The sequence below is a fragment of the Ruegeria sp. K11 genome (genome assembly GCF_056531905.1).
Window position 1 is genome coordinate 112,107 of sequence record NZ_JBQFMP010000006.1, and the last position, 20,235, is coordinate 132,341.

The following is a 20,235-nucleotide window of genomic DNA, read 5'->3' on the forward strand; positions in this document are numbered from 1 at the left end:
TGGGGAACCTGCAAAGAGGGAAAGCCATGAGCGGCGAAACCGATCTGATCAAGCTCTATTCCGGCCGCATTCTTGCGCTCGCGGCGGACATCCCGCATCTGGAGCGTCTGGAAAACCCGGATGCGACCGTGAAAAAACGCGCTCCGCTTTGCGGCTCGACCGTGGCTGTCGACGTCAAGGTAGAGGACGGGAAGATCTCGGCATTCGGGCAGGATGTGAAAGCTTGCGCGCTGGGTCAGGCCTCGGCTTCGGTTGTAGGCAGCGCTGTCATAGGCGCCACACGGGCGCAGGTTGAAACCGCCCGCGATCAGTTGTCCGCCATGCTCAAGAAAGACGGCCCCGCCCCTGACGCGCCGTTTGACGGGCTCGAAGTTCTAATGCCCGCGCGCGACTACAAGAACCGTCACGCATCAATCTTGCTGGCACTGGACGCAACCGCCGAGGCGATGGAACAGGCAGAGCAGGCCGATTGCGCCTGATGGTGTTTTTCAGCGTTCCGGTCTAGGCTCCTTACAATTAAGGGAGCTTTGGTTTGAACAATCTTTTGGAACATTTTGTTACGCTTTGGGTGGTTATCGATCCCATCGGCACCATTCCGGTGTTCATTGCCGTGACAGCCGGTGTCGAGGCCGCAGCGCGCCGGCGTACCGCATTGTTGGCCGCTCTTATCAGTGCCGGTGTTCTTATGTTCTTTTTGGTGTTTGGCCAGCTTCTGATCGAGGCCTTGGACATCGGTCTCAATTCGTTTCAGGTCGCAGGCGGTATCATCCTGTTCCTTTTTGCGCTCACCATGATTTTTGGCGAAAGCAAACAGGATGTCGAGGCTCGAGAGGCGGAAGAGGATCAGGCCGACAAAATGCATCAGCACAACCCGGCGATATTTCCATTGGCTGTGCCGTCCTTGGCATCGCCCGGCGCCATGCTGGCCATCGTCATACTGACCGACAACAATCGCTACAGCGCGGCAGATCAGGGGATCACTGCTTTGGTCATGCTCAGCGTGATCGCCATTGCCTTTGTCCTGATGCTGTTGGCCGAGCCCATCATTCGCTGGATCGGCCATTCCGGCGCGGCCATCATTAGCCGCGTCATGGGCATGATTCTGGCTTCGGTTGCCGTGAATTCCGTACTCTCTGCATTGCTCGAGATATTCAGAACCGGGCAGCTATAAAAAAGCCGCCGCACCTTCCGGGCGGAAAGGGCGGCGGCAGGTCATGCGTGTCTCGCGTGGGGTCCAGAGAACCGCGCGGGGCCGAGGCTGGCCCCTTCAAAGGGTATGGGACAGGCAGGTCACCCTTGTCATATGGGGACGACAAACACGGGTCATCGGCACGAGATCGCAGGCAGAAAGGGTCAGAATCCGGTTGGCAGGTGAAGGGCAACCACCAGCATGACAACCAGGGAAACCGCACCGATCGCATCTTGCAGGATGGTTGATTGCGAACGGCTGAACGCGGTCTTTATCTGGGTCAGCATGGTCTCACCTCCGGTCGGGATTTAACTCTTTGTTGACCTTTTGTTCTCATATTTTTCCGAGTCGGTAAAGAACTTTATGAGAACATTTGTGAGCTTTCTGAAAAATCAAGCTTAACCCACTGAAATCAAACGGATCGCTTGATCCTGTTTCATCAGCCACAAAAGAACGCGCACGGCGCGACCCCTGTCGGACGTCAGTTTCGGGTCCGCAGACAGCAGCGCCCGGGCATCCGACTGCGCAACCGCCATCAGGCCGGTCTGCCGTTCCAGATCGGCAATCCGGAATTTCGGCAATCCGGATTGCGCGGTCCCGATCAGGTCCCCGGCGCCGCGCATTTGCAGATCGGTTTCGGCGATCCTGAACCCGTCTTCTGTTTCACGTAGAACCTCCAACCGCCTGCGACCACCTTCGCTGAGCGGAGACTGATACATAAGTAAACAGGTGGAAGCGTCCGCGCCACGCCCGACACGGCCCCGTAGCTGATGCAATTGGGCAAGCCCGAAAATCTCAGCCCGTTCAATCACCATGATTGTGGCGTTCGGTACATTGACGCCGACCTCGATCACAGTCGTGGCAACCAGAGCCTTGGTGCGCCCGCTCTGAAATGCCGCCATCGCGGCATCTTTTTCAATCGGAGGCATCTGCCCATGCACCAGCCCAACAACGTCATCCCCAAGCACAGCCCGCAGTCTTTTGAACCGCTCTTCTGCGGCGGTCAGATCCGAGACCTCGGATTCGTCCACCAAAGGGCACACCCAGTAACACTGTTTGCCTTCATCAATGGCCCGGCGCAGATGCGAGACCACGTCGTCCATGCGCTGCGTGCTGATAATTGCCGTTTTGATGGGTTTACGCCCCGGTGGTTTTTCATCCAGAACCGAAACGTCCATGTCGCCGTATTGCGCCAAGGCCAGACTGCGTGGAATCGGAGTAGCAGTCATGACCAGCACATCCGCCCCCTGCCCCTTGTCTGACAGCTCCATACGCTGCCGAACGCCAAACCGGTGCTGTTCGTCTACGATCGCCAACCGCAGGCCGTGAAATTCCACGTCGCTTTGAAAAACCGCATGGGTGCCGACCAGAATGTGAATGTCGCCGCGTTTCAAGGCCTCCAGTTTGGCCCGGCGTTCGGCCCCCTTGTCACGCCCGGTCAAAATCTCCAACACAACTCCGGCCTCTTCGGCCAGCGGGCGCAAGCCTTCAAGATGCTGGCGAGCGAGGATTTCCGTGGGGGCCATCATGACGCCCTGCCCCCCGGCCTCGACGGCAACCAGCAGCGCCATGAATGCCACCAGAGTCTTCCCGGCACCCACATCGCCCTGCAGCAACCGGTTCATGCGCGCCTCGGACGCCATGTCTGCTGAAATTTCAGCAATCGCGCGCGACTGCGCTTTTGTCGGCCGATAAGGCAGGCTGGCCAGTACCTTGGATTGCAGCGCGCCAGTTGAGACGCTGATAATGCCGCGTGCCTTTCGTTCTCGCTGCCGCGCCAGAGCCAGCGTCAATTGATGCGCCAGCAACTCGTCATATGCCAGCCGCTCGCGGGCGGGCGCGAATGGTGCCACATCATCGGCCCCCTGCGGTGCGTGCGCAGCGTGAACCGCGTCATGCCATGCGGGCCACTCTTGTTTGGCCACCTGTGCAGGGTCGGCCCATTCCGCCAGTTCGGGCGCACAGGCCAAGACGCTGCGCGCCGCCTTGAACGCGGTTTTCTGCGTGACACCCTGTGTCAAATGATAAACCGGCTCAAACTCGGGCAACGCTCCGGCCTGATCCACGGGCACCATATGGTCCGGGTGCACCATCTGGGCCATGCCATCGAACAGCTCAAGCTTGCCGGATACGACGCGGCGCGCGCCCTCGGGCAGAACCTTTTTCAAGTAGTCGCCCCGAGCATGGAAAAACACCAACTGAAAATCCGACTGGCTATCCTCGACATGCACACGATACGCTCCGCCCTTGGTACGCGGAGGCCGGTGCGGACCGATGGTAACTTCAACGGTTATCGTGGATGGAAGGTCCACGCCCTGAATCGTGTCACGCCGCCTGCGATCTATCACAGCGTAGGGCAAGGCAAACAGCACATCACGCGGTGCCTCGATCCCCAATTGGCCCATAAGTTGCGCCGTTTTTGGGCCTATGCCATCCAGAGTCTCCAGCCGGGCAAACAGGGGAAACAGTTCTTCGGGGCGACCGCTCATGCATCCCCGATCAGCTGCAACCAGCCATCTTCGTCCAACGTTTCGATCCCAAGATCCGCAGCTTTCTTTGCCTTGGAACCCGCGCCCGGCCCTGCAACCAGAAGGTCGGTCTTCTGACTGACCGAGCCTGAGACCTTGGCCCCCAATGCCTCGGCCCGCGCCTTGGCCTCGGCCCGCGTCATCTTTTCCAACGTCCCGGTGAACACAACCGTTTTCCCCGCAACCGGACTTTCCGATGCCGGGGCCTCGGGCGGAACAATCGTAAGATGCGCGCGCAGATCATCGAATGCTTTACGCTCATCCCTATTGGCGAAAGCGTCCGAGAGAGACAGGCCCAAGGTCGCCCCGATACCGTCTATGCCAATCAGTTCTGCCCAGGCGGTCACAGCAGAGTCCGGCAGGTCGTATGTTTTGGTTACTGCCAAGCGGGCCTCTTTGATGTTCGCCCGCCGGCCTTCACTGGCGGCGGCGGCACGTTCTTGCTCCTCAGCCTGATCTGCCGCTCGCTGTGCCAAAGCGGCGGGGCGCGCGGCATCAATCGCCTGCGCCATCGTGTCCCAATCGCGATAAAACAGCGCCAAATCGCGCGCGCCAACCTCTCCGACATGTCGGATGCCCAGGGCAAACAATACACGTGAAAAGGCAATGTTGCGCTTGTCGTCGATGGCTGCAAACAGGTTGGCGGCAGAGGTATCCCCCCAACCGTCACGGTTCTTCAGGCGCGATATGCTCTGAGCGTCACGCGCTTGCAGCGTGAAGATGTCCGCAGGCGTGTTGATCGGCAGCACCGGGTCACTGTGGAACATTTCGATCTGCTTGGCCCCGAGACCTTCGATATCAAACGCCTTGCGCGACACGAAATGTTTCAGTTTTTCCACGGCTTGCGCCGGGCAGATCAATCCACCTGTGCATCGCCGCACGGCGTCTCCGTCTTCGCGGATGGCGGCACTGCCACATTCGGGACATACGGTCGGGAACAGGTAAGGCTGCGCGCCATCCGGGCGCTTCGACAGGTTCACATCCGAGATCTTTGGGATCACGTCACCAGCGCGATAGACCTGAACCCAATCACCGATCCGAATATCCTTGCCGTCGCGAATGGTTCCACCTTTCGCATCCCGTCCTGCAACGTAGTCCTCGTTATGCAAAGTGGCGTTGGACACCACGACGCCGCCCACCGTCACCGGGTGCAACCGTGCAACAGGGCTGAGCGCCCCGGTGCGACCAACCTGAATGTCAATCGCCTCGAGCCGCGTCCACGCCAGTTCCGCCGGGAATTTATGTGCGATGGCCCATCGCGGTGTCGTCGAGCGGAACCCGAGCCGAGCCTGCAACCCCAGATCGTCGACCTTGTACACCACGCCATCGATGTCATAACCCAACGTGGCGCGTTGTGCCTCGATCCTGCGATAGTGCTCCAGCATGTCGCCGGTTGAGCCACATTGGCGGGTCAGCGGATTGACCTGAAATCCGAATCTCTGCAAGCGGTCGATGGCGCCTGACTGGGTTTCCGCCAAAGGCGCTGACACCTCACCCCATGCATAGGCAAAAAAGCGCAAGGGGCGCGATTTGGTGATTTCGGCATCCAGTTGCCGCAACGATCCCGCCGCCGCGTTGCGCGGGTTTGCAAAGACTTTTCCACCCGCCTCCGCCTGTCGGGCATTCAGCGCATCAAAATCCTGATGCGACATGTAAACTTCGCCCCGAACCTCGAGGATGGCCGGAGCATCCGGGATCTGCTGGGGAATATCCGAGACGGTTCGCGCATTTGCCGTGACATTCTCGCCCACTTCGCCATCGCCGCGGGTGGCCGCCTGAACAAGCTGGCCATTTTCATAGCGCAGAGACAAGGACAAGCCGTCAATCTTGGGCTCTGCTGTGTAAGACAGCGGCTCCGCCTCGGGCAGGCCGAGGTACTTTCGGATGGAACGATCGAAATCCGCGACGTCGGCATCGTCAAACGCGTTGCCCAGCGACATCATGCGCACGGCATGCGTGACTTTGGAAAACCCGTCCGCCGGCCGCGCACCCACTTGATCAGAGGGGCTGTCGGTACGTTTCAAGCCGGGAAAGCGCGCCTCGATTGCCGCGTTTCGTTGCTTGAGCCTATCATAAGCCGCGTCCGAAATTTCGGGGCTGTCGTCGCGGTGGTAGAACTGATTGGCACGCTGCAGCGCGACGGCCAAACGCGCCAGTTCTTGCCGCGCTTGATCTTCGCTCAACTCTGATACCGGGATGGTGTCGCTCATGGCCTCGCCCTGTCACGTCTTCTTGGACCTCAGTGATAGGGCGAGGCCATGGCAAGGTCCAGTAGTGTGCTGAGCCGTGAGTGTGGGTGCCGCCCTGGACCAGCGACGGCAGATTACGTGCGGGATCAGGCGCTGACGGCCATTCGGGTTTCATCCATGGTGTTGGACTGTGGATCGCGCAGGACATATCCGCGGCCCCAGACGGTTTCGATGTAATTCTCGCCATTTGTTGCGTTGCTGAGCTTCTTGCGCAGCTTGCAAATAAAGACGTCGATGATTTTCAGCTCCGGCTCGTCCATGCCGCCGTACAGATGGTTCAGAAACATCTCTTTCGTCAGGGTGGTTCCCTTGCGCAGGCTCAGAAGTTCGAGCATCTGGTATTCCTTGCCGGTCAAATGCACTGTCTTGCCTTCGACTTCCACGGTCTTTGCATCCAGGTTCACCGCAATGCGGCCGGTATGGATTACAGATTGGGAATGCCCCTTGGAACGCCTGATGATCGCATGGATTCGGGCCACCAGCTCTTCTCGGTGGAACGGTTTGGTCAGATAATCATCCGCCCCGAACCCAAAACCTTTGATCTTGCTTTCCGTGTCATCCGCACCCGACAGGATCAGGATCGGTGTTTCTACCCTGGCAATGCGCAACTGCCGCAAAACCTCGTGCCCGTTCATGTCCGGCAGGTTCAGGTCCAGGAGGATCAGGTCGTAATCATACAACTTTGCCAGATCGATCCCTTCTTCACCAAGGTCTGTCGCATAGACATTCAGATTGGCATGCGTCAGCATCAGTTCGATACTTTTGGACGTTGTTGGATCGTCTTCGACAAGAAGGATGCGCATTCTACTGCTCCAATTTTTTCCGGGTCAAAATTCTCTGTCCAACCCGAGCCTGATCAAAAATGGTTAATCTGACGTTACCGTTGAATCATTTATTCACTTTCATCTTTAAGTTGTCGATATTTTTTTAGCGTGGTGACCTTCAAAGCGTCCACACCGTGTTCCGCAACCGCTGCTACCCAGCTGTTGAATTCCTCATCGCTGATGCCATAGCGCTTTTTGGCATCAGATAATGAGATGAGCCCATACAACACCCCCCGGACGACAATGACCTTGCGCGACGCCACCCAGCGGCTTGTATCCGGCGACGGCAGATCGGCGCGGGTCAGAACCGACCCATCCGGCAAAGTGACTGATCTTGGCCCCTCAACTTTGTGCAAATACATCTTTCCGGCCCTTTTCTTGCTGCGACAAAGTTGAGCGCAGTGTACTTAACGTCGTGTGAAACCGCCCCTTGAGAGTGTCTAAGATTTTCCTATATTCTGCCGGTCTTCTTTAATCCTGACTGGACTCGTTATGGCCCTCGATACAGACGCCCCGATGAACTCGCTTGGCTTTGCCAAACCGCCCTCGGAAACGCGGGTGGTTGTCGCCATGTCCGGTGGTGTCGATAGCTCGGTCGTGGCGGCCTATCTGGCTGATCAGGGCTATGACGTGGTGGGCGTGACGCTGCAGCTTTATGACCACGGTGCGGCTCTGGCCAAGAAAGGCGCGTGCTGCGCGGGGATCGATATCCATGATGCGCGGCGTGTGGCCGAAGAGCGCGACTTTCCGCACTACGTTCTGGACTATGAAAACATCTTCAAAGACGCGGTGATTGACGAATTCGCCGATAGCTATCTGGCGGGCGCAACCCCGGTGCCCTGCATTCGCTGCAATGAGCGTGTGAAATTCAAGGACCTGCTGGAAACGGCCAAGGACCTTGAGGCTGACTGCATGGCGACCGGGCACTACATCCAGCGCAAGATGGGCGCAAATGGCCCCGAGTTGCACAGCGCCGAGGATGCCAACCGCGACCAGTCCTATTTCCTGTTCTCGACCACGCCTGAGCAGTTGGATTACCTGCGCTTTCCTCTGGGCCACCTGCCCTCGAAAGACGCCACGCGTGAGATGGCGGCGCAATACGGGTTGGCAGTCGCAGACAAGCCGGACAGTCAGGACATCTGTTTCGTGCCCAATGGCAACTATGCCAGCGTCATCGAAAAGCTGCGCCCCGGCGCGGCTGAACCGGGCGAGATCGTTCATGCCGATGGCCGCGTGTTGGCGCAGCATGACGGTGTGATCCATTACACGATTGGCCAACGGCGCGGGCTGGGCATCGGCGGCCTGAGCGAGCCGCTTTATGTGGTCAAGCTGGACGTGGACAAGAAACAGGTTGTCGTCGGCCCGAAAGAGATGCTGGCCACCCGGACCGTTCCGGTGCGCGAGATCAACTGGCTGGGTGACGCGCCATTTACCTCGCAAAAGGAATGGCACGTTTCGGTCAAGGTCCGCTCAACCCGCCCCCCGCGTGAGGCGATCATTAGGCCCTTATCTGATACCACGGCCGAGGTGGAATTGTTCACCCCCGAAGAAGGGATTTCCCCGGGTCAGGCTTGCGTGTTCTACGAAACCGGCGGCAGCCGCATCTTTGGCGGCGGCTGGATCTGGCGCGGGTACTAGGCCGAAACCGGATCCACCTCGGTTTCGATCTGGATTTGCAGCGCGTCGTTGAAACGGTTGAAGGCCCCGGTCAGGGTAATGCGCCACGTCAGTTCGACAATCTGGGCATCGCTGAACCATTTGCGCAGGTCCGAGACCTCGGCATCGCGCATCCGGCCTGACCGTGTCGTCACCGCCTCGGCATAGCGCACCACCGCTTTGTCGCAGGCATCCAGTTCAGGGTGATCCTCAACATCCGGCAGGCGCGCTGCACCTTCAGCGCTGAGCCCCGTCACGGTCAGCCAGGGCGTATGGTGTGAGACGCAGTAGTCGCAGGCATTCAGTTTGGACACTGTCACCATCGCCAATTCCAGCGCCCGCCGAGGCAGGTTGTCCTGCGCCCGCAAGGTCGTCAGCATGCCCGTCACATGTTCCAGCACCGGCGGGCAATGGGCCGCGACCCGAGACCAATTGTCGAAAGAACCATAATCGGCCAATGCCGCGTGCGCGGCGCGGGCCGTGTCCGTCATTTCTTCGTCGTTCAGGGGTGGGATTCGGGTCATCGGCAATCTCCTTCGCGACAAACATACCCATGCGTACAGGCGCGCAACAGGTAGGTCTGGATCACAACACGTCCGTGGGTGAGTTGAACAGGATGTAGAGCCCAACACAGACCATGATATAGGGTGCGATCCGATCCATCCGGGCCACCTTCGGACCAAGGCTTTTCGCCCGGGGTGCCCCCCATGACGCCACCGCAACCAATACAATCGCGGCCAAGGCGGCCCCGGTCAAGGCGGCAAGGCGGAATGTCGGTGTCGAATCCGCAAGCAACGGGGTCATGACGGCAAAGCTGTCCACCGACAGGCTGAGAAACAGGGTCACGACCGAGCTTACGGCCCCTTTGGAACTCACCTCTTCCACCTCGGTCTCGCGAAACTGTCGCCAGATGCCGCGCAGACCAAAGAGCAGCGGTACAAAGCCCAGATAACCGATCCATTGCGGGATACCGCTTTGGTCCAACCCGACGGCGACGGTCATGGCAAGCGACAGAACAATCGCCTGCGCAATGGCGAAACCCGCTATGGTGCGGCGTCGGTCCATGATCAGGATCAGGCCGAGCAAAACGGCCAGATTGTCGAGGTTGGTCGAAATCATCGCAATCCCGGCGGAAAAGGCAAAGACGAAAAGGTCAAACATGCTGCTGCGGCATCCGTTCCAGAACCGCACGTGCCGCGCGCAGACCGGGCGCTTCTCCACCGCGTCCCAACAGGTTCATCGTCTGGGTCATGGCCTGTTTTTGTGCATCCGGCGTTGCCGCGACTTGCTTGAGGGCCTGTGCAATCTTGTCTGGCTGACACGCCTCCAGCAGGCACTCAGGAACCGCCCGCGTATCCGATACCAGATTGACCAGTGTCACCGTGTCCAGCTTGACCATGCGTTTGGCGATCCGGGTGGTCAGCCAGTTCAGGTTATACGCAATCACCATCGGTGTGGCCTGCGCCGCCAGTTCCAGCGAAACCGTCCCCGACGCGGCCAGTGCCAGTTCGGCCCCGGCAAAGGCCGCGCGTTTTTGCGCCTGCGCCTGATCCTGAGGCAGCGATTGCGGGTCAACGACAACGGGCTGCCCCGGCCAGTCCTTTACATGCGCGGTCATCGCTTCGGCCAGATGCGCAACAGTGGGAACCACGACGCGCGTGTCGGGGCGGTCCTGTAGAAACACCCGTAAAGCCTCGCCGAAGATTGGGGCCAGACGGTCCACCTCGCCCCGGCGAGACCCGGGTAAAGCCAGAACATAAGGGGCGTCGTTCAGGCCGTTCTCGGCGCGAAAACGGGCGATCTCCGGTTCCGTAGCAATAGGCTCATTGACGACCGGGTGCCCGACGAAATCGCACTCCATCCCGGCGCGTTCCATATAGGGCGGCTCGAACGGCAGCAACGCAAGAACGTGATCTATCACTTTTGCCATCTTGTCGGCCCGGCCCGGTCGCCAGGCCCAGACGCTCGGGGCCACATAATGCACGGTGCGGATCGTGCTGGAGGCCTTGACCAGCCGCGCCACGCGCAGCGAGAAATCGGGGCTGTCGATGGTGATCAGAACGTCAGGCTGCGTGTCCAGCACCGCGTGCGCCGTTTCATTGATCCGACGTTTGAGGTGAAAGAACTTCGGCAGAACCTCGACCAAACCCATCACGCTGAGCTCGCTCATCGGGAAACGACTGTCCAGCCCTTGCGCCTGCATCAACGGCCCCCCGACACCGTCCAGTTCGATATCGGGTACAAGGGTCTTCAACCCTTCGATCAGCGCGCCGCCCAGCCGATCGCCCGAGGGTTCACCCGCGACCAGAAAGACGCGCATCAGACCGCGCGCTCGCGAACCTGCAGAAACAGGCCCAGACGGTCACATTCCTCGACCACGCGGTCGCGGTGCAAAACGATGACGCCGCCCTTTTCAATCACGATGCCAGCCAAACCTGCGGCGACAGCGGCACTGACCGTGTCCGGCCCGATGGCGGGCATGTCGGCGCGCCGGTCCTGATCGGGCTTGGGGCCTTTGAACAGGATACCGCCGCCAGCGTCCGGGCGCTGGGTCAGAGATTGCAGCATCCAGGCGGTGCCGAAAATGCCCTCGACGGCCAGCGCCTGTCCTTTCGAGACAACGCAAGCCTGTCCGATATCCGCAGCGCCCATGGCGCGCAGGATACCGGCTGCCTTGTCTGCATCGCGCAAATCCGTCTCACTGGGTTGAGCCTGTGTCAGACACCCCAGTGGTGGCAAAAGATCGGGCGCGATCTCGTGCGCCGCGCGTACCGTCAGCCCGGCCTGTTCCAGAATTCCGATCACAGCGCGCAGGGCCCCGTCATCGCCGGACATCATGGCCTTTTGGATCACCGGCACCAGCGGCAGGGTCGCCGCATCGATGCGAGACGGATCAACCACCGGACGACGCACTGCGCCTGCCATGCAAATCTGGGTGACACCGCGCGCCTGCAGGTCGGCAATGAAACTGCCCAGATGTTCCAGCGGGAACACGATGTCGGGCTTTAGACTGTCGGGCTCGAACCCCTCGAGCGCGCAGATCAGCGGAGGTTCCGTCAGCTGGGCCACTACCGCGTCCGGTAGCGCTCCGGTGCCTGCGATCAGGGCCAGCATGGGGTTATTTCCTCGGGGTCAGGAAAGAGCGGTCGGTCTCGCCCGTCACGAACTCGACGATATGGCGGACATAGTCGCTGTTGGCATCCTCACCCAGGCGTTTTGCACGGTCCATGAAGGTGCCATCGCCATCGGTCAACTCGCGAAACGCTGCCCGCAAAGCGGAGATATCCTCGCGCGCGACACCGCGCCGTTTGAGACCCACGAGGTTCAACCCATCCAGTTCACCTCGCGGAGCCTGCACCAGCCCGTAAGGAATGACATCATTTGCAACCATGGTCAGCGCACCGATAATGGCCCCGCGCCCGACACGCACCCATTGGTGCAGACCCGAGATACCGCCAACGATCACGTCATCTTCTATGATACAATGACCCGCCGCACCGGCATGGTTCACCATGATCACCCGGTCCCCGATCTGGACGTCATGGGCGACATGCACACCAGCCATCAGCAGGCAATCATCGCCCAGACGGGTGACTCCACCGCCGCCATCGGTTCCGGTATTGACCGTCACATGCTCGCGAATGCGGTTGCGCTTGCCAATTTCAAGACGGGTGTTCTCGCCACCGAATTTCAGATCCTGCGGGATCTCTCCGATGACCGAGAAATTAAAGATCACAGTGTCATCCCCGACACTTGTATTCCCGGTCACAACAACATGAGACTTCAACTCAACCCGATCCGCCAGACGAACCTGAGACCCGACATAGCAGAACGGACCGATCACACAGTTTTGCCCGATCTGTGCCCCGTCTTCGATGATTGCACTGGCGTGGATATTGCTCATGTTGTCTTTTCCATGTCCCAATCGACATAGGCCGAGAATTCAGCCTCGGCGGCCACCTCGCCTTCCACCGTGGCCCGGCCGGCGAATTTGAAAATCTTGCCGCCCTTTTTACCGCGCACAGTTTCAACATGCATCTCGAGCACATCGCCCGGGATCACCTTGCGGCGGAATTTGCACTTGTCGATATTCATGAAATAGATCAACAACTCGCTGTCGATCACATCCATGCCCACACCCAGCATTACACCCGCGGTCTGCGCCATCGCTTCGACAATGGTGACGCCCGGCATGATTGGTGTACCCGGGAAATGGCCCTGAAAATGTGGCTCGTTCATGGTGACATTCTTGATACCCACAGCTGACTGGTAGCCTGCGATATCAACCACCTTGTCGACCAGAAGAAACGGATAGCGGTGCGGCAGAATGCGCTGGATCAGCTGAATGTCGGCGCTTTTTGTTTCCGTCGTCATAGTACAGATGTCCCGTTTTGGATGTCTCGTTTCCGCGTGGTTAGCAATACCGTCACGCAAGGGCAAGCCAAGCTAGTTTTCCTCTTTACGTTCCAAAGAAGCACCATCCCCGATCGCTGCATTGATGCGCGCGATTGCGGCATCCGTAATGTCAGAGGCGTCCGAGCTGAGAATCACGTTCGAACGTTCAATGACGATCGAGGCCCGGTATTCTCGCAGCAGGTCTATCAGGATGGGCTGGGCCATCTCGAAAAACCGAACCCGCGCCTCCTCTCCGCGTCGCGCCAATGCGTCCAGCTTGGCCCGCTGTCCTTCGCGATGAGATTGCACCTTGGTATCAAAATCCTCGGCCAAGGGGCGAAACTCTTCCGGGGTCAGCGTCGCACGCTGTTCTGTCAGTTCTTTCTCTTCCTTGCTGAGCTCGGCGACGATGCGTTCGTTTTCTTGCGCCAGCAAGGCGCTTTCGGCGTCGATCTCGTCAAAGACACGTTGACCAAAGGCCGAGCCAGCAAACAAGCGTTCACTGGACATTGTCAGGACATCTGATTGCGGGATGCCCAATTGCTGCGCTTGCCCGACGGCTGCGAATGTCACGAGCCCAAACACCAACAGGGCCCGCGACAGGCCCTGCCAAAATGCTGATCCGACACCGATCATTCGCGATCAGAACCGCGCCTGAACGGTCAGGTCAAAGTTCCGCTCTTCGTCGAAGTCTTCTTTCTTGATGGCTTGCGAGAAGTTGAAGCGCAGAGGACCAAATGGCGTGGTCCACAAGATCGACACCCCGATGACATGGCGAACCGAGCCGTCAGCGCCTACGATATTGGCGCCTGCGGTGTTCACGTCATCAATGTCGTAAAGGTTCCCGACGTCATAGAAAACACCGCCGCGCAAGCCCAGTTCTTCGGGAAGACCCAGCGGGAAGTCCGATTCGAACCGTGCCACCCAGTAGTAGTTGCCACCGATGGCGTCGTCCTGACCGTTTGACAGGTCGCGCGGGCCGATACCGGCCGGTTCAAAGCCGCGGAACGTGCTGGGTCCCAGAACAAAACGGTCGATGGTCCGGCTGAAATCGTCGCCGCGCCAGCGGAATGCGCCCAGCTCGAGCGTGGCTCTCAGCACAACTTCTTCGTTCAGAACACGTTGCTGCGCGATGGCACGGGCCGTCGATCTGAGATATTCATTATCGCCGCCCAAACCTGCTGCGTCCAAACCAACCTCGAACAACACACCTGCGTTCGGGTTCAGACCACCCAGACGGCTGTCATAGGTGTAGGACACGCCAATCGAGCTCGTGTTTCGCTCGCCCTGCGCAATCTCGGACGCAATGACCGCGCCGTTCGCTTCATTCGCCTGAGATGTCATCTCACTGCGGTCGTAGTTATAGCGCAGGCTCAGCGATGACAGCTCACCAATCGCGTAGGTCAGCGACGGGCTAAAGAACAAACGCTCGGAGTCGAAGCTGGCAAAGCTGGAGTTCGTCGTTTCCAGACCCAGCCCCAGATCAAACCGCAGCCTGCGCCCCAGCAGGAATGGTTCGGTAAATGTCAGGACATATTGCTCGGAGTCCTGCGCGGTCGAGATAGAGAGGCCCACATTCTGACCCCGTCCCAGAAAGTTGGATTCGTTCAGCCCGATCGCAATCCCGAACCCGTCCGCAGCCGAAAAGCTGCCTCCGAGGCTGAGCGAGCCGGTCGGTTGTTCCTCGACGTCCACATCGACAATAACCTGGCTTGGGCTAGAGCCCTCGCGGGTCTCAACATCGGCTGTGGCGAAAAACCCAAGGGCGCGGATGCGTTCTGCGCTCTGCCGGATTTCACGCGGGTTGAAGGGGTCACCTTCGACCGTGTCGAACTGGCGGCGGATTACGCGGTCCAGCGTGGTGGTGTTACCCTCGATATCGATGCGTTCTACAAAAATCCGGGGACCTTTGGTCAGAACAAATTCAACATCCAGCGTCAGGTCGCGTGCATTACGCGTCACACGGGGCTCGACCCGCAGAAAATCCACGCCCTGTTTGATACCCAGACGCTCCATCCGCGCAATAGAGTTGTCGACCAGTGTCGGGCTGTAGATCACGCCCGGTTTGATCTTGAGCGCTTCTTGGTAGATCGCGGCATCGACGCCGGGAATTTCGCTGACCGTGCTGATCCGACCAAACGAGAACTGCTGCCCTTCGGTGATATTCATGACCAGGAAAAAGGCGTCGCGTTCCCGAGTGAATTCAACATTGGTGCTGTTGACCCGGAAATCGACATAACCCCGCGACAGGTAGAAATCGCGGATCACCTGCTGGTCAAATTCGATCCGGTCGGCGATGAATGTATCGCTGCGGATGAACGTCCGCAGAATATTGGCCTGTTTGGTCTGCAGGATGCGGCGCAGGCGGCGGTCCGAATAGGCGCGGTTCCCGACAAAGCTGACACGCTCAACTTCGATCGTCGTGCCCTCGGCAACTTCGAACACAAGATCGACCCTGTTGTCGTTGCGCCGAATGATACGCGGAATAACCGTCGCCGAGACGCGCCCCTGCGACGAATAAATCTGAGCGATCAGATCAGCGTCCGCTTCGGCCGCTTGCGGGGTATAGACACGGCGCGTTTCAGACGAAATCGCATCAAGCAGAACGTCGTCTTTGACGCGGCGGTTCCCTTCGATGCTGATCCGGTTGATGGTCGGGTATTCCTCGACCTCGATCACGAGGGTTGAGCCCCGTGGCGTCAGTTCGACTGTTTCAAAAACACCACTGTCAAGCAAACGCTGAAAAGCGTCGTTGAGCTGCCCGGCTGTCACGGTTTGTCCGGGTTCGATTCCCGTACGGGCAATGATGGTCGAGGTCTCGATCCTTCGGTTGCCCTCAACCTCGAAGGCATTGACCGTGAAATTCTGAGCCCGTGCCGGCTGCGGCAAAGCCAATAAAATCAATGCGAAAAACAGAACGAAAAGCGATAGTGCCTGCCACAAAATGTTGTTTCGCGGCACCTGTGCGCCGCAGAATGTGCCCGAGCCTCTGCTGTCAGTCATTTTTTTCTCTACCCAGAAATTATAGGACTTTATGAGGTCAGTAGCGGGATTAACCGGTCTTGTCAAAAGACCAAATGCAAGAGCGGCCCATTGGACCGCTCAGAGAAAAAACATCATATGAGAGAGAATCAGAGACCGACGAGGTAGCCCCCGACAGCCAGTGCCAGAGCCGTTACTCCAAAGCTAAGAATAACGTCCCAGTTCAAGACGAACAGAACGCTGAAGCTCCGGTAGGATTTTTGCAGTGCTTTTGCCATCGACACGTTTTCCGAATGCTAGTCTGGATTTGAAGGTACACATCAAATGAGGCAATTTTACGTCCGAACCATGTAATCCGCGCCATATTCAGCAGAACAGGTCATTACTGACTGCAAACAGCATCAGCGACAGGATCATCGTGATCCCGATCCCCATCAAAATGCGCAGCGCCTTGTCGCTGGGCGGTTTTCCGGCGACAGCTTCGTAGGCATAAAACACCAGATGCCCGCCATCCAGCGCCGGGATGGGAAACAGGTTCAGCAATCCCACCGCAGTTGACAGCACCGCAATGAAGAAAATGAAGTTCTGAGCGCCCTGGCTGGCCATCGCTCCGGACGTTTCGGCGATGCCAATCGGGCCGGATATGTTGCAAGTGCTGATGGCGCCCGTGATCATATGCCACATGCCCGACAACGAGCCGTCAATGATGCGAATAGTCTGTTCAACCCCGCCAGTCATCGACGACCACAACCCGGCTGGAACGGTCGCAGGTTCCAACATCATGCCGCCCACGATCCCGATCCGCCAATGGGTCACGAACCCGCCGTCGGCCTGAGGCTCGTCGGTGCGCCGCGGGGCCAAAGCGAATTCCAACTCGGCCCCGTCGCGCCAGACATCCAGCAACAACGCCCGCCCGTCCGAGGTTTCGACTTTTTCCTTAAGCTGCGCGAAGGCAAAGATCGGATCACCATCCACGGCGGTGATGACATCACCCGGTCTCAATTGAATATCCATCGCGGCACTGCGTGGTGCAACCTGTTGGATCAAAGGCGGAAAGAGCCACGGCGCTGACACGACCAAAGTCTCACCATCGCGGATGACGGTATATTCCAGTTCAGGCTGCACAGGCAAAGCCGAGGTGAATTCCCCCCAGGTTTTCGAGTTGTCGATATCCGGCGTCTCGATACCCTCAATGGCGACAATCTCATCCCCGTCGCGCAGTTCCTGGACGGTGCCGGGCAACGGGCTGAGCGAGCCAACGGTCAAAGGTTCGCGCGACACCCCCTGAGACCAGAAAATCAGCCCAAACACCAGAATGGACATGATAAAGTTAAAGACCGGACCTGCTGCAACAGTCGCTGCGCGTGCCCAAAGCGGGGCGCCATGCATTGTTTTGCGCAACTCTTCCGGGTTTTGCTGGGCAATCTCGCCCATCGTGTCTTCGTCTTTGCCCGACGCAGCATTGGCATCGCCCAGAAACTTGACATAACCGCCAAAGGGCAACAGCGCGATCTGCCAGCGGGTGCCGCGCTTGTCGATACGGCTCCATAACACAGGGCCAAAGCCGATCGAGAACACCTCGGCATGGATGCCGGACCAGCGGCCTACGATGTAGTGGCCATATTCATGTACGGCGACAATCGCCGACAAAGCGACCACAAATGCCGCAATCGTATACAGCAGATTGCCGAAGTTCGGGATCAAAGAGAAAATATCCAACGATTTTATCCTGCTCGTTCTAGTACGGCTTCATCGACCCACTTACGTGCCAGATGGTCCGTTTGCAGCACGTTATCAAGGGTCATAGGGGCATCAATAAGGCCATCTGAGGCCTCAAAACGCTCAAGTACAATCGAGACGGCGTCTGCCATGTCCGTGAACCGAATTCTCTGGGCAATGAACTGATCCAGTGCCCGCTCTTTCGCGGCATTGAACACCGCTCCTGCCAATCCACCGCGTCTCATGACCGTATCCGCCAGTCGCAAGGCGGGGTAACGCGCATCATCGGGGGTTTGAAACCGCAATTGACCAAGCTGGGCCAGATCCAGACGATTGACCGGCAGATCACGCCGATCCGGCCAGTTCAACGCATACCCGATGGCATGCCTCATGTCTGGTGCACCAAGATGGGCCATCAACGCACCATCGCGAAACCCGACCAGAGCGTGCACGATGGATTCCGGGTGAACCAGAACTTCGATTTGGTCAGGTGAGACACCAAAGAACTCTTTGGTTTCGATGACTTCCAGCGCTTTGTTGAACATAGACGCACTGTCAATCGTGATCCTTTGGCCCATGTTCCAGTTCGGATGGTTCGACGCCTGCTCGACCGTCGCACTGGCCAGCTTGCTCAGCGGCCAATCCCGGAACGCTCCACCGCTGGCAGTGATAATTATGCGTTCGACTGCGGCCCGATCTTCGCCGGTCAGTGCCTGAAAGACAGCAGAATGCTCGCTGTCGACGGGCAAAAGACGCGCATTGTGTCGCGCTGCCGTCTGTATCACGAGGGGACCGGCACAAACCAGAGTTTCTTTATTGGCCAGAGCCAGCGTTGCACCCTGTTTCAAGGCCTCGAGCCCTGGCGCAAGTCCGGCAGAGCCGACGATGGCTGACATGACCCAATCGGCGGGCCGGGCGCCGGCCTCAATCAAAGCCGCCTGCCCTGCAGCTGCCTGAACACCTGACCCGGCCAGAGCGTCTTGCAGGTCGTCAAGCCGATCATCAAATGCGGTGATCGCAATATCAGCACGCAAACGGATCGCGTCATGAGCAAGCTGTTTGATATTCGCCCCACCGGTCAGCGCCACGACATCATAAGCATCAGGGTCTCGCGCGATCAGGTCGATGGTGTTCTGCCCGACCGACCCGGTTGCGCCAAAGATCGAAACTCTGCGCATTACATCCCTCCGGGCGAATAGAACTGCGCTGCGACCAGTACAAACAACGACGCCCCCATCATCCCGTCAAACCGATCCAGAAAACCGCCATGCCCGGGGATCAGGTTTGAGCTATCCTTCACGCCGAATTTGCGCTTGGTGGCGCTTTCGGCAATATCGCCCATTTGGCTGGCCATAGAGGCTAGGACCGAAATCAGGACAAACAGGATGCCATAACCGGTATAGGAGGCAAAGACCGCACCGACGACAGCTGCGGCAACCCATCCGCCCGCAGTACCTGACCATGTTTTCTTCGGACTGATCCGGGGCCAGAACTTTGGCCCGCCGATCGCCTTGCCGACAAAATACCCCGCCACATCCGTCGCCACCACGACCGAGATCAGCCAGACCATCCAGACAAAGCCCATATTCTCGCGGATCGAGATAAAGCCCAGACCGGCAGCTGCGATCCAAAGCGCAAATAGAATAAACGTCCCACGAGCCTGGCGAACCTGCCCTGCCCCAACCAAAGCCGGAGCGACGAGAAACGGAAAAGTCATCATTGGCGGCACGTGGTAGTTGAGCATAACGGCGACGGTCATAAGCATGGCCAGCTGTGTGGCGACCCCCCCGCGCTTCGGGTCGATCATCTTGACCAGTTCCCACGTCATCAAGCCACAGGCAATGGCGATGAAGGCTTCGAACCAAAGGCCGCCGAGCCAAACCTCGACCGCGCCGATCAGAACCAGAACCGCAGCCGACAACACCCGTGTGGTCAAATCAGACCATCGGCCATCGCTCATGCCAGAACCGCTCCAAACCGCCGCTCGCGGGCACCGAAATTCCGACACAGTCGCTCAAGCTCGGCGGCGGTGAAATCGGGCCACAGAGTATCGATAAATTCGTATTCGGAATAGGCAGACTGCCAAAGAAGAAAGTTCGAGATGCGCGCCTCGCCGCTGGTGCGGATCACCAGATCCGGATCCGGCAGAACGCGGGTATCAAGGTATTTCGGCAGCGTTTCCTCGTCGACATCCTGAGGCCGCAACAAACCCGCCGCAACGTCCTGTGCCAGACGCTTGGTGGCGCGCGCAACCTCGTCCCGACCGCCATAGTTCAGGGCAACGGTCAGGTGGATCAGGTCATTCTGTTTGGTTTCCTGCTCCAGCGTGTCCATCAGTTCGATCAGCTTGGCATCAAGCCGCACACGATCCCCGATAAACCGGACCCGAACACCATTTTCTTTAAGCGTCCGGGTCTCTTTGATGATGTAACGCTTGAACAGGCTCATCAAACCGGCAACTTCCACCTGCGTCCGCTTCCAGTTTTCGGTCGAAAACGCAAACACGGTCAGATATTTGATCCCCAGTCCCGGACAGGCCTCGACAACCTCGCGCACGCGGCGCGCGCCTGCGTGATGGCCAAACAGGCGGGGTCGGCCCCGCGCCTGTGCCCAGCGACCATTGCCGTCCATAATGATGGCAACGTGACGGGGTCCGAGCGCGTTGTTATCTTGGGGATTGTTGAGCATGTTAC

At 58.7% G+C, this 20,235-nt stretch carries 20 protein-coding genes; 3 read left to right on the forward strand and 17 right to left on the reverse strand.

Features of this window, described 5'->3' with window-relative positions; genetic code table 11:
- Positions 1-26: 26 nt before the first annotated feature.
- Both ACR0K4_RS11235 and ACR0K4_RS11240 read left to right on the forward strand, forming a co-directional pair.
- Positions 27-479 (forward strand): iron-sulfur cluster assembly scaffold protein, encoded by a 453-nt coding sequence (locus ACR0K4_RS11235; protein WP_480854020.1) that lies wholly within the window; start codon positions 27-29, stop codon positions 477-479.
- 53 nt (positions 480-532) lie between these two features.
- On the forward strand, positions 533-1,171 hold the full coding sequence (locus ACR0K4_RS11240; RefSeq protein ID WP_480520336.1) for a MarC family protein: 639 nt from the start codon (positions 533-535) through the stop codon (positions 1,169-1,171).
- A gap of 182 nt (positions 1,172-1,353) precedes the next feature.
- Here the strand turns inward: ACR0K4_RS11240 and ACR0K4_RS11245 are convergent, their stop codons facing one another.
- The 5 genes from ACR0K4_RS11245 to sciP all read right to left on the reverse strand — a co-directional run bounded on the left by ACR0K4_RS11245 (position 1,354) and on the right by sciP (position 7,152).
- A complete protein-coding gene (locus ACR0K4_RS11245) occupies positions 1,354-1,476 on the reverse strand; it encodes a hypothetical protein (RefSeq protein WP_480520334.1) in 123 nt (40 codons plus the stop codon).
- Between the two features lie 111 nt (positions 1,477-1,587).
- Entirely contained in the window at positions 1,588-3,678 is a 2,091-nt protein-coding gene (recG, locus tag ACR0K4_RS11250; protein ID WP_480854021.1) for an ATP-dependent DNA helicase RecG, read from the reverse strand.
- The gene (ligA, locus tag ACR0K4_RS11255) at positions 3,675-5,927 is read right to left on the reverse strand and encodes an NAD-dependent DNA ligase LigA (RefSeq protein WP_480854023.1); all 2,253 of its coding nucleotides are present in this window, start codon (positions 5,925-5,927) and stop codon (positions 3,675-3,677) included. Before ligA ends, recG begins: the two co-directional genes overlap by 4 nt.
- Positions 5,928-6,052: 125 nt before the next feature.
- Positions 6,053-6,769, reverse strand: a complete 717-nt coding sequence (gene ctrA, locus ACR0K4_RS11260; RefSeq protein ID WP_480520328.1) for a response regulator transcription factor CtrA — start codon at positions 6,767-6,769, stop codon at positions 6,053-6,055.
- An 89-nt stretch (positions 6,770-6,858) separates the two neighbouring features.
- On the reverse strand, positions 6,859-7,152 hold the full coding sequence (gene sciP / locus ACR0K4_RS11265; RefSeq protein ID WP_480520326.1) for a CtrA inhibitor SciP: 294 nt from the start codon (positions 7,150-7,152) through the stop codon (positions 6,859-6,861).
- A 130-nt stretch (positions 7,153-7,282) separates the two neighbouring features.
- On the opposite strand from sciP, the gene mnmA reads away from it, so the two are divergent.
- The gene (gene mnmA / locus ACR0K4_RS11270; protein ID WP_480854024.1) at positions 7,283-8,428 is read left to right on the forward strand and encodes a tRNA 2-thiouridine(34) synthase MnmA; all 1,146 of its coding nucleotides are present in this window, start codon (positions 7,283-7,285) and stop codon (positions 8,426-8,428) included.
- On the opposite strand, the gene ACR0K4_RS11275 is transcribed toward mnmA, so the two are convergent.
- The 12 genes from ACR0K4_RS11275 to ACR0K4_RS11330 form a co-directional block, all read right to left on the reverse strand.
- On the reverse strand, positions 8,425-8,970 hold the full coding sequence (locus tag ACR0K4_RS11275) for a carboxymuconolactone decarboxylase family protein (RefSeq protein WP_480854025.1): 546 nt from the start codon (positions 8,968-8,970) through the stop codon (positions 8,425-8,427). The genes mnmA and ACR0K4_RS11275 overlap by 4 nt on opposite strands.
- Before the next feature lie 61 nt (positions 8,971-9,031).
- Positions 9,032-9,607: a hypothetical protein gene (locus ACR0K4_RS11280; RefSeq protein ID WP_480854026.1), complete on the reverse strand. Its 576-nt coding sequence runs from the start codon at positions 9,605-9,607 to the stop codon at positions 9,032-9,034.
- The gene (gene lpxB / locus ACR0K4_RS11285; RefSeq protein ID WP_480854028.1) at positions 9,600-10,766 is read right to left on the reverse strand and encodes a lipid-A-disaccharide synthase; all 1,167 of its coding nucleotides are present in this window, start codon (positions 10,764-10,766) and stop codon (positions 9,600-9,602) included. Before lpxB ends, ACR0K4_RS11280 begins: the two co-directional genes overlap by 8 nt.
- The gene (locus ACR0K4_RS11290; protein WP_480854029.1) at positions 10,766-11,560 is read right to left on the reverse strand and encodes an LpxI family protein; all 795 of its coding nucleotides are present in this window, start codon (positions 11,558-11,560) and stop codon (positions 10,766-10,768) included. The genes lpxB and ACR0K4_RS11290 overlap by 1 nt, the downstream gene beginning before the upstream one ends.
- Before the next feature lie 4 nt (positions 11,561-11,564).
- A complete protein-coding gene (lpxA, locus tag ACR0K4_RS11295) occupies positions 11,565-12,350 on the reverse strand; it encodes an acyl-ACP--UDP-N-acetylglucosamine O-acyltransferase (protein WP_480854030.1) in 786 nt (261 codons plus the stop codon).
- Positions 12,347-12,820: a 3-hydroxyacyl-ACP dehydratase FabZ gene (gene fabZ / locus ACR0K4_RS11300; protein WP_480520313.1), complete on the reverse strand. Its 474-nt coding sequence runs from the start codon at positions 12,818-12,820 to the stop codon at positions 12,347-12,349. The genes lpxA and fabZ overlap by 4 nt, the downstream gene beginning before the upstream one ends.
- 72 nt (positions 12,821-12,892) lie before the next feature.
- The gene (locus ACR0K4_RS11305; RefSeq protein WP_480854031.1) at positions 12,893-13,414 is read right to left on the reverse strand and encodes an OmpH family outer membrane protein; all 522 of its coding nucleotides are present in this window, start codon (positions 13,412-13,414) and stop codon (positions 12,893-12,895) included.
- A 69-nt stretch (positions 13,415-13,483) separates the two neighbouring features.
- The gene (bamA, locus tag ACR0K4_RS11310) at positions 13,484-15,844 is read right to left on the reverse strand and encodes an outer membrane protein assembly factor BamA (RefSeq protein ID WP_480854032.1); all 2,361 of its coding nucleotides are present in this window, start codon (positions 15,842-15,844) and stop codon (positions 13,484-13,486) included.
- A 345-nt stretch (positions 15,845-16,189) separates the two neighbouring features.
- A complete protein-coding gene (gene rseP, locus ACR0K4_RS11315; RefSeq protein ID WP_480854033.1) occupies positions 16,190-17,542 on the reverse strand; it encodes an RIP metalloprotease RseP in 1,353 nt (450 codons plus the stop codon).
- Positions 17,543-17,547: 5 nt separating this feature from the next.
- Positions 17,548-18,720 carry a 1-deoxy-D-xylulose-5-phosphate reductoisomerase gene (gene dxr, locus ACR0K4_RS11320; RefSeq protein ID WP_480520305.1) on the reverse strand — a complete coding sequence of 391 codons (1,173 nt, stop codon included), beginning with the start codon at positions 18,718-18,720 and terminating at the stop codon, positions 17,548-17,550.
- Positions 18,720-19,502 carry a phosphatidate cytidylyltransferase gene (locus ACR0K4_RS11325; protein WP_480520303.1) on the reverse strand — a complete coding sequence of 261 codons (783 nt, stop codon included), beginning with the start codon at positions 19,500-19,502 and terminating at the stop codon, positions 18,720-18,722. The genes dxr and ACR0K4_RS11325 overlap by 1 nt, the downstream gene beginning before the upstream one ends.
- A complete protein-coding gene (locus tag ACR0K4_RS11330; protein ID WP_480854034.1) occupies positions 19,499-20,230 on the reverse strand; it encodes an isoprenyl transferase in 732 nt (243 codons plus the stop codon). Before ACR0K4_RS11330 ends, ACR0K4_RS11325 begins: the two co-directional genes overlap by 4 nt.
- Positions 20,231-20,235: the final 5 nt, after the last annotated feature.

What these genes read in the sequence shown, in the direction of transcription:
- dxr (WP_480520305.1), bottom strand. Translation starts at nt 18,720, where the DNA reads ATGCGCAGAGTTTCGATCTTTGGCGCAACCGGGTCGGTCGGGCAGAAC.
- mnmA (WP_480854024.1), top strand. Translation starts at nt 7,283, where the DNA reads ATGGCCCTCGATACAGACGCCCCGATGAACTCGCTTGGCTTTGCCAAA.
- sciP (WP_480520326.1), bottom strand. Translation starts at nt 7,152, where the DNA reads ATGTATTTGCACAAAGTTGAGGGGCCAAGATCAGTCACTTTGCCGGAT.
- ACR0K4_RS11235 (WP_480854020.1), top strand. Translation starts at nt 27, where the DNA reads ATGAGCGGCGAAACCGATCTGATCAAGCTCTATTCCGGCCGCATTCTT.
- ctrA (WP_480520328.1), bottom strand. Translation starts at nt 6,769, where the DNA reads ATGCGCATCCTTCTTGTCGAAGACGATCCAACAACGTCCAAAAGTATC.
- recG (WP_480854021.1), bottom strand. Translation starts at nt 3,678, where the DNA reads ATGAGCGGTCGCCCCGAAGAACTGTTTCCCCTGTTTGCCCGGCTGGAG.
- ligA (WP_480854023.1), bottom strand. Translation starts at nt 5,927, where the DNA reads ATGAGCGACACCATCCCGGTATCAGAGTTGAGCGAAGATCAAGCGCGG.
- ACR0K4_RS11330 (WP_480854034.1), bottom strand. Translation starts at nt 20,230, where the DNA reads ATGCTCAACAATCCCCAAGATAACAACGCGCTCGGACCCCGTCACGTT.
- ACR0K4_RS11280 (WP_480854026.1), bottom strand. Translation starts at nt 9,607, where the DNA reads ATGTTTGACCTTTTCGTCTTTGCCTTTTCCGCCGGGATTGCGATGATT.
- lpxA (WP_480854030.1), bottom strand. Translation starts at nt 12,350, where the DNA reads ATGAGCAATATCCACGCCAGTGCAATCATCGAAGACGGGGCACAGATC.
- ACR0K4_RS11290 (WP_480854029.1), bottom strand. Translation starts at nt 11,560, where the DNA reads ATGCTGGCCCTGATCGCAGGCACCGGAGCGCTACCGGACGCGGTAGTG.
- fabZ (WP_480520313.1), bottom strand. Translation starts at nt 12,820, where the DNA reads ATGACGACGGAAACAAAAAGCGCCGACATTCAGCTGATCCAGCGCATT.
- ACR0K4_RS11325 (WP_480520303.1), bottom strand. Translation starts at nt 19,502, where the DNA reads ATGAGCGATGGCCGATGGTCTGATTTGACCACACGGGTGTTGTCGGCT.
- ACR0K4_RS11245 (WP_480520334.1), bottom strand. Translation starts at nt 1,476, where the DNA reads ATGCTGACCCAGATAAAGACCGCGTTCAGCCGTTCGCAATCAACCATC.
- bamA (WP_480854032.1), bottom strand. Translation starts at nt 15,844, where the DNA reads ATGACTGACAGCAGAGGCTCGGGCACATTCTGCGGCGCACAGGTGCCG.
- ACR0K4_RS11275 (WP_480854025.1), bottom strand. Translation starts at nt 8,970, where the DNA reads ATGACCCGAATCCCACCCCTGAACGACGAAGAAATGACGGACACGGCC.
- lpxB (WP_480854028.1), bottom strand. Translation starts at nt 10,766, where the DNA reads ATGCGCGTCTTTCTGGTCGCGGGTGAACCCTCGGGCGATCGGCTGGGC.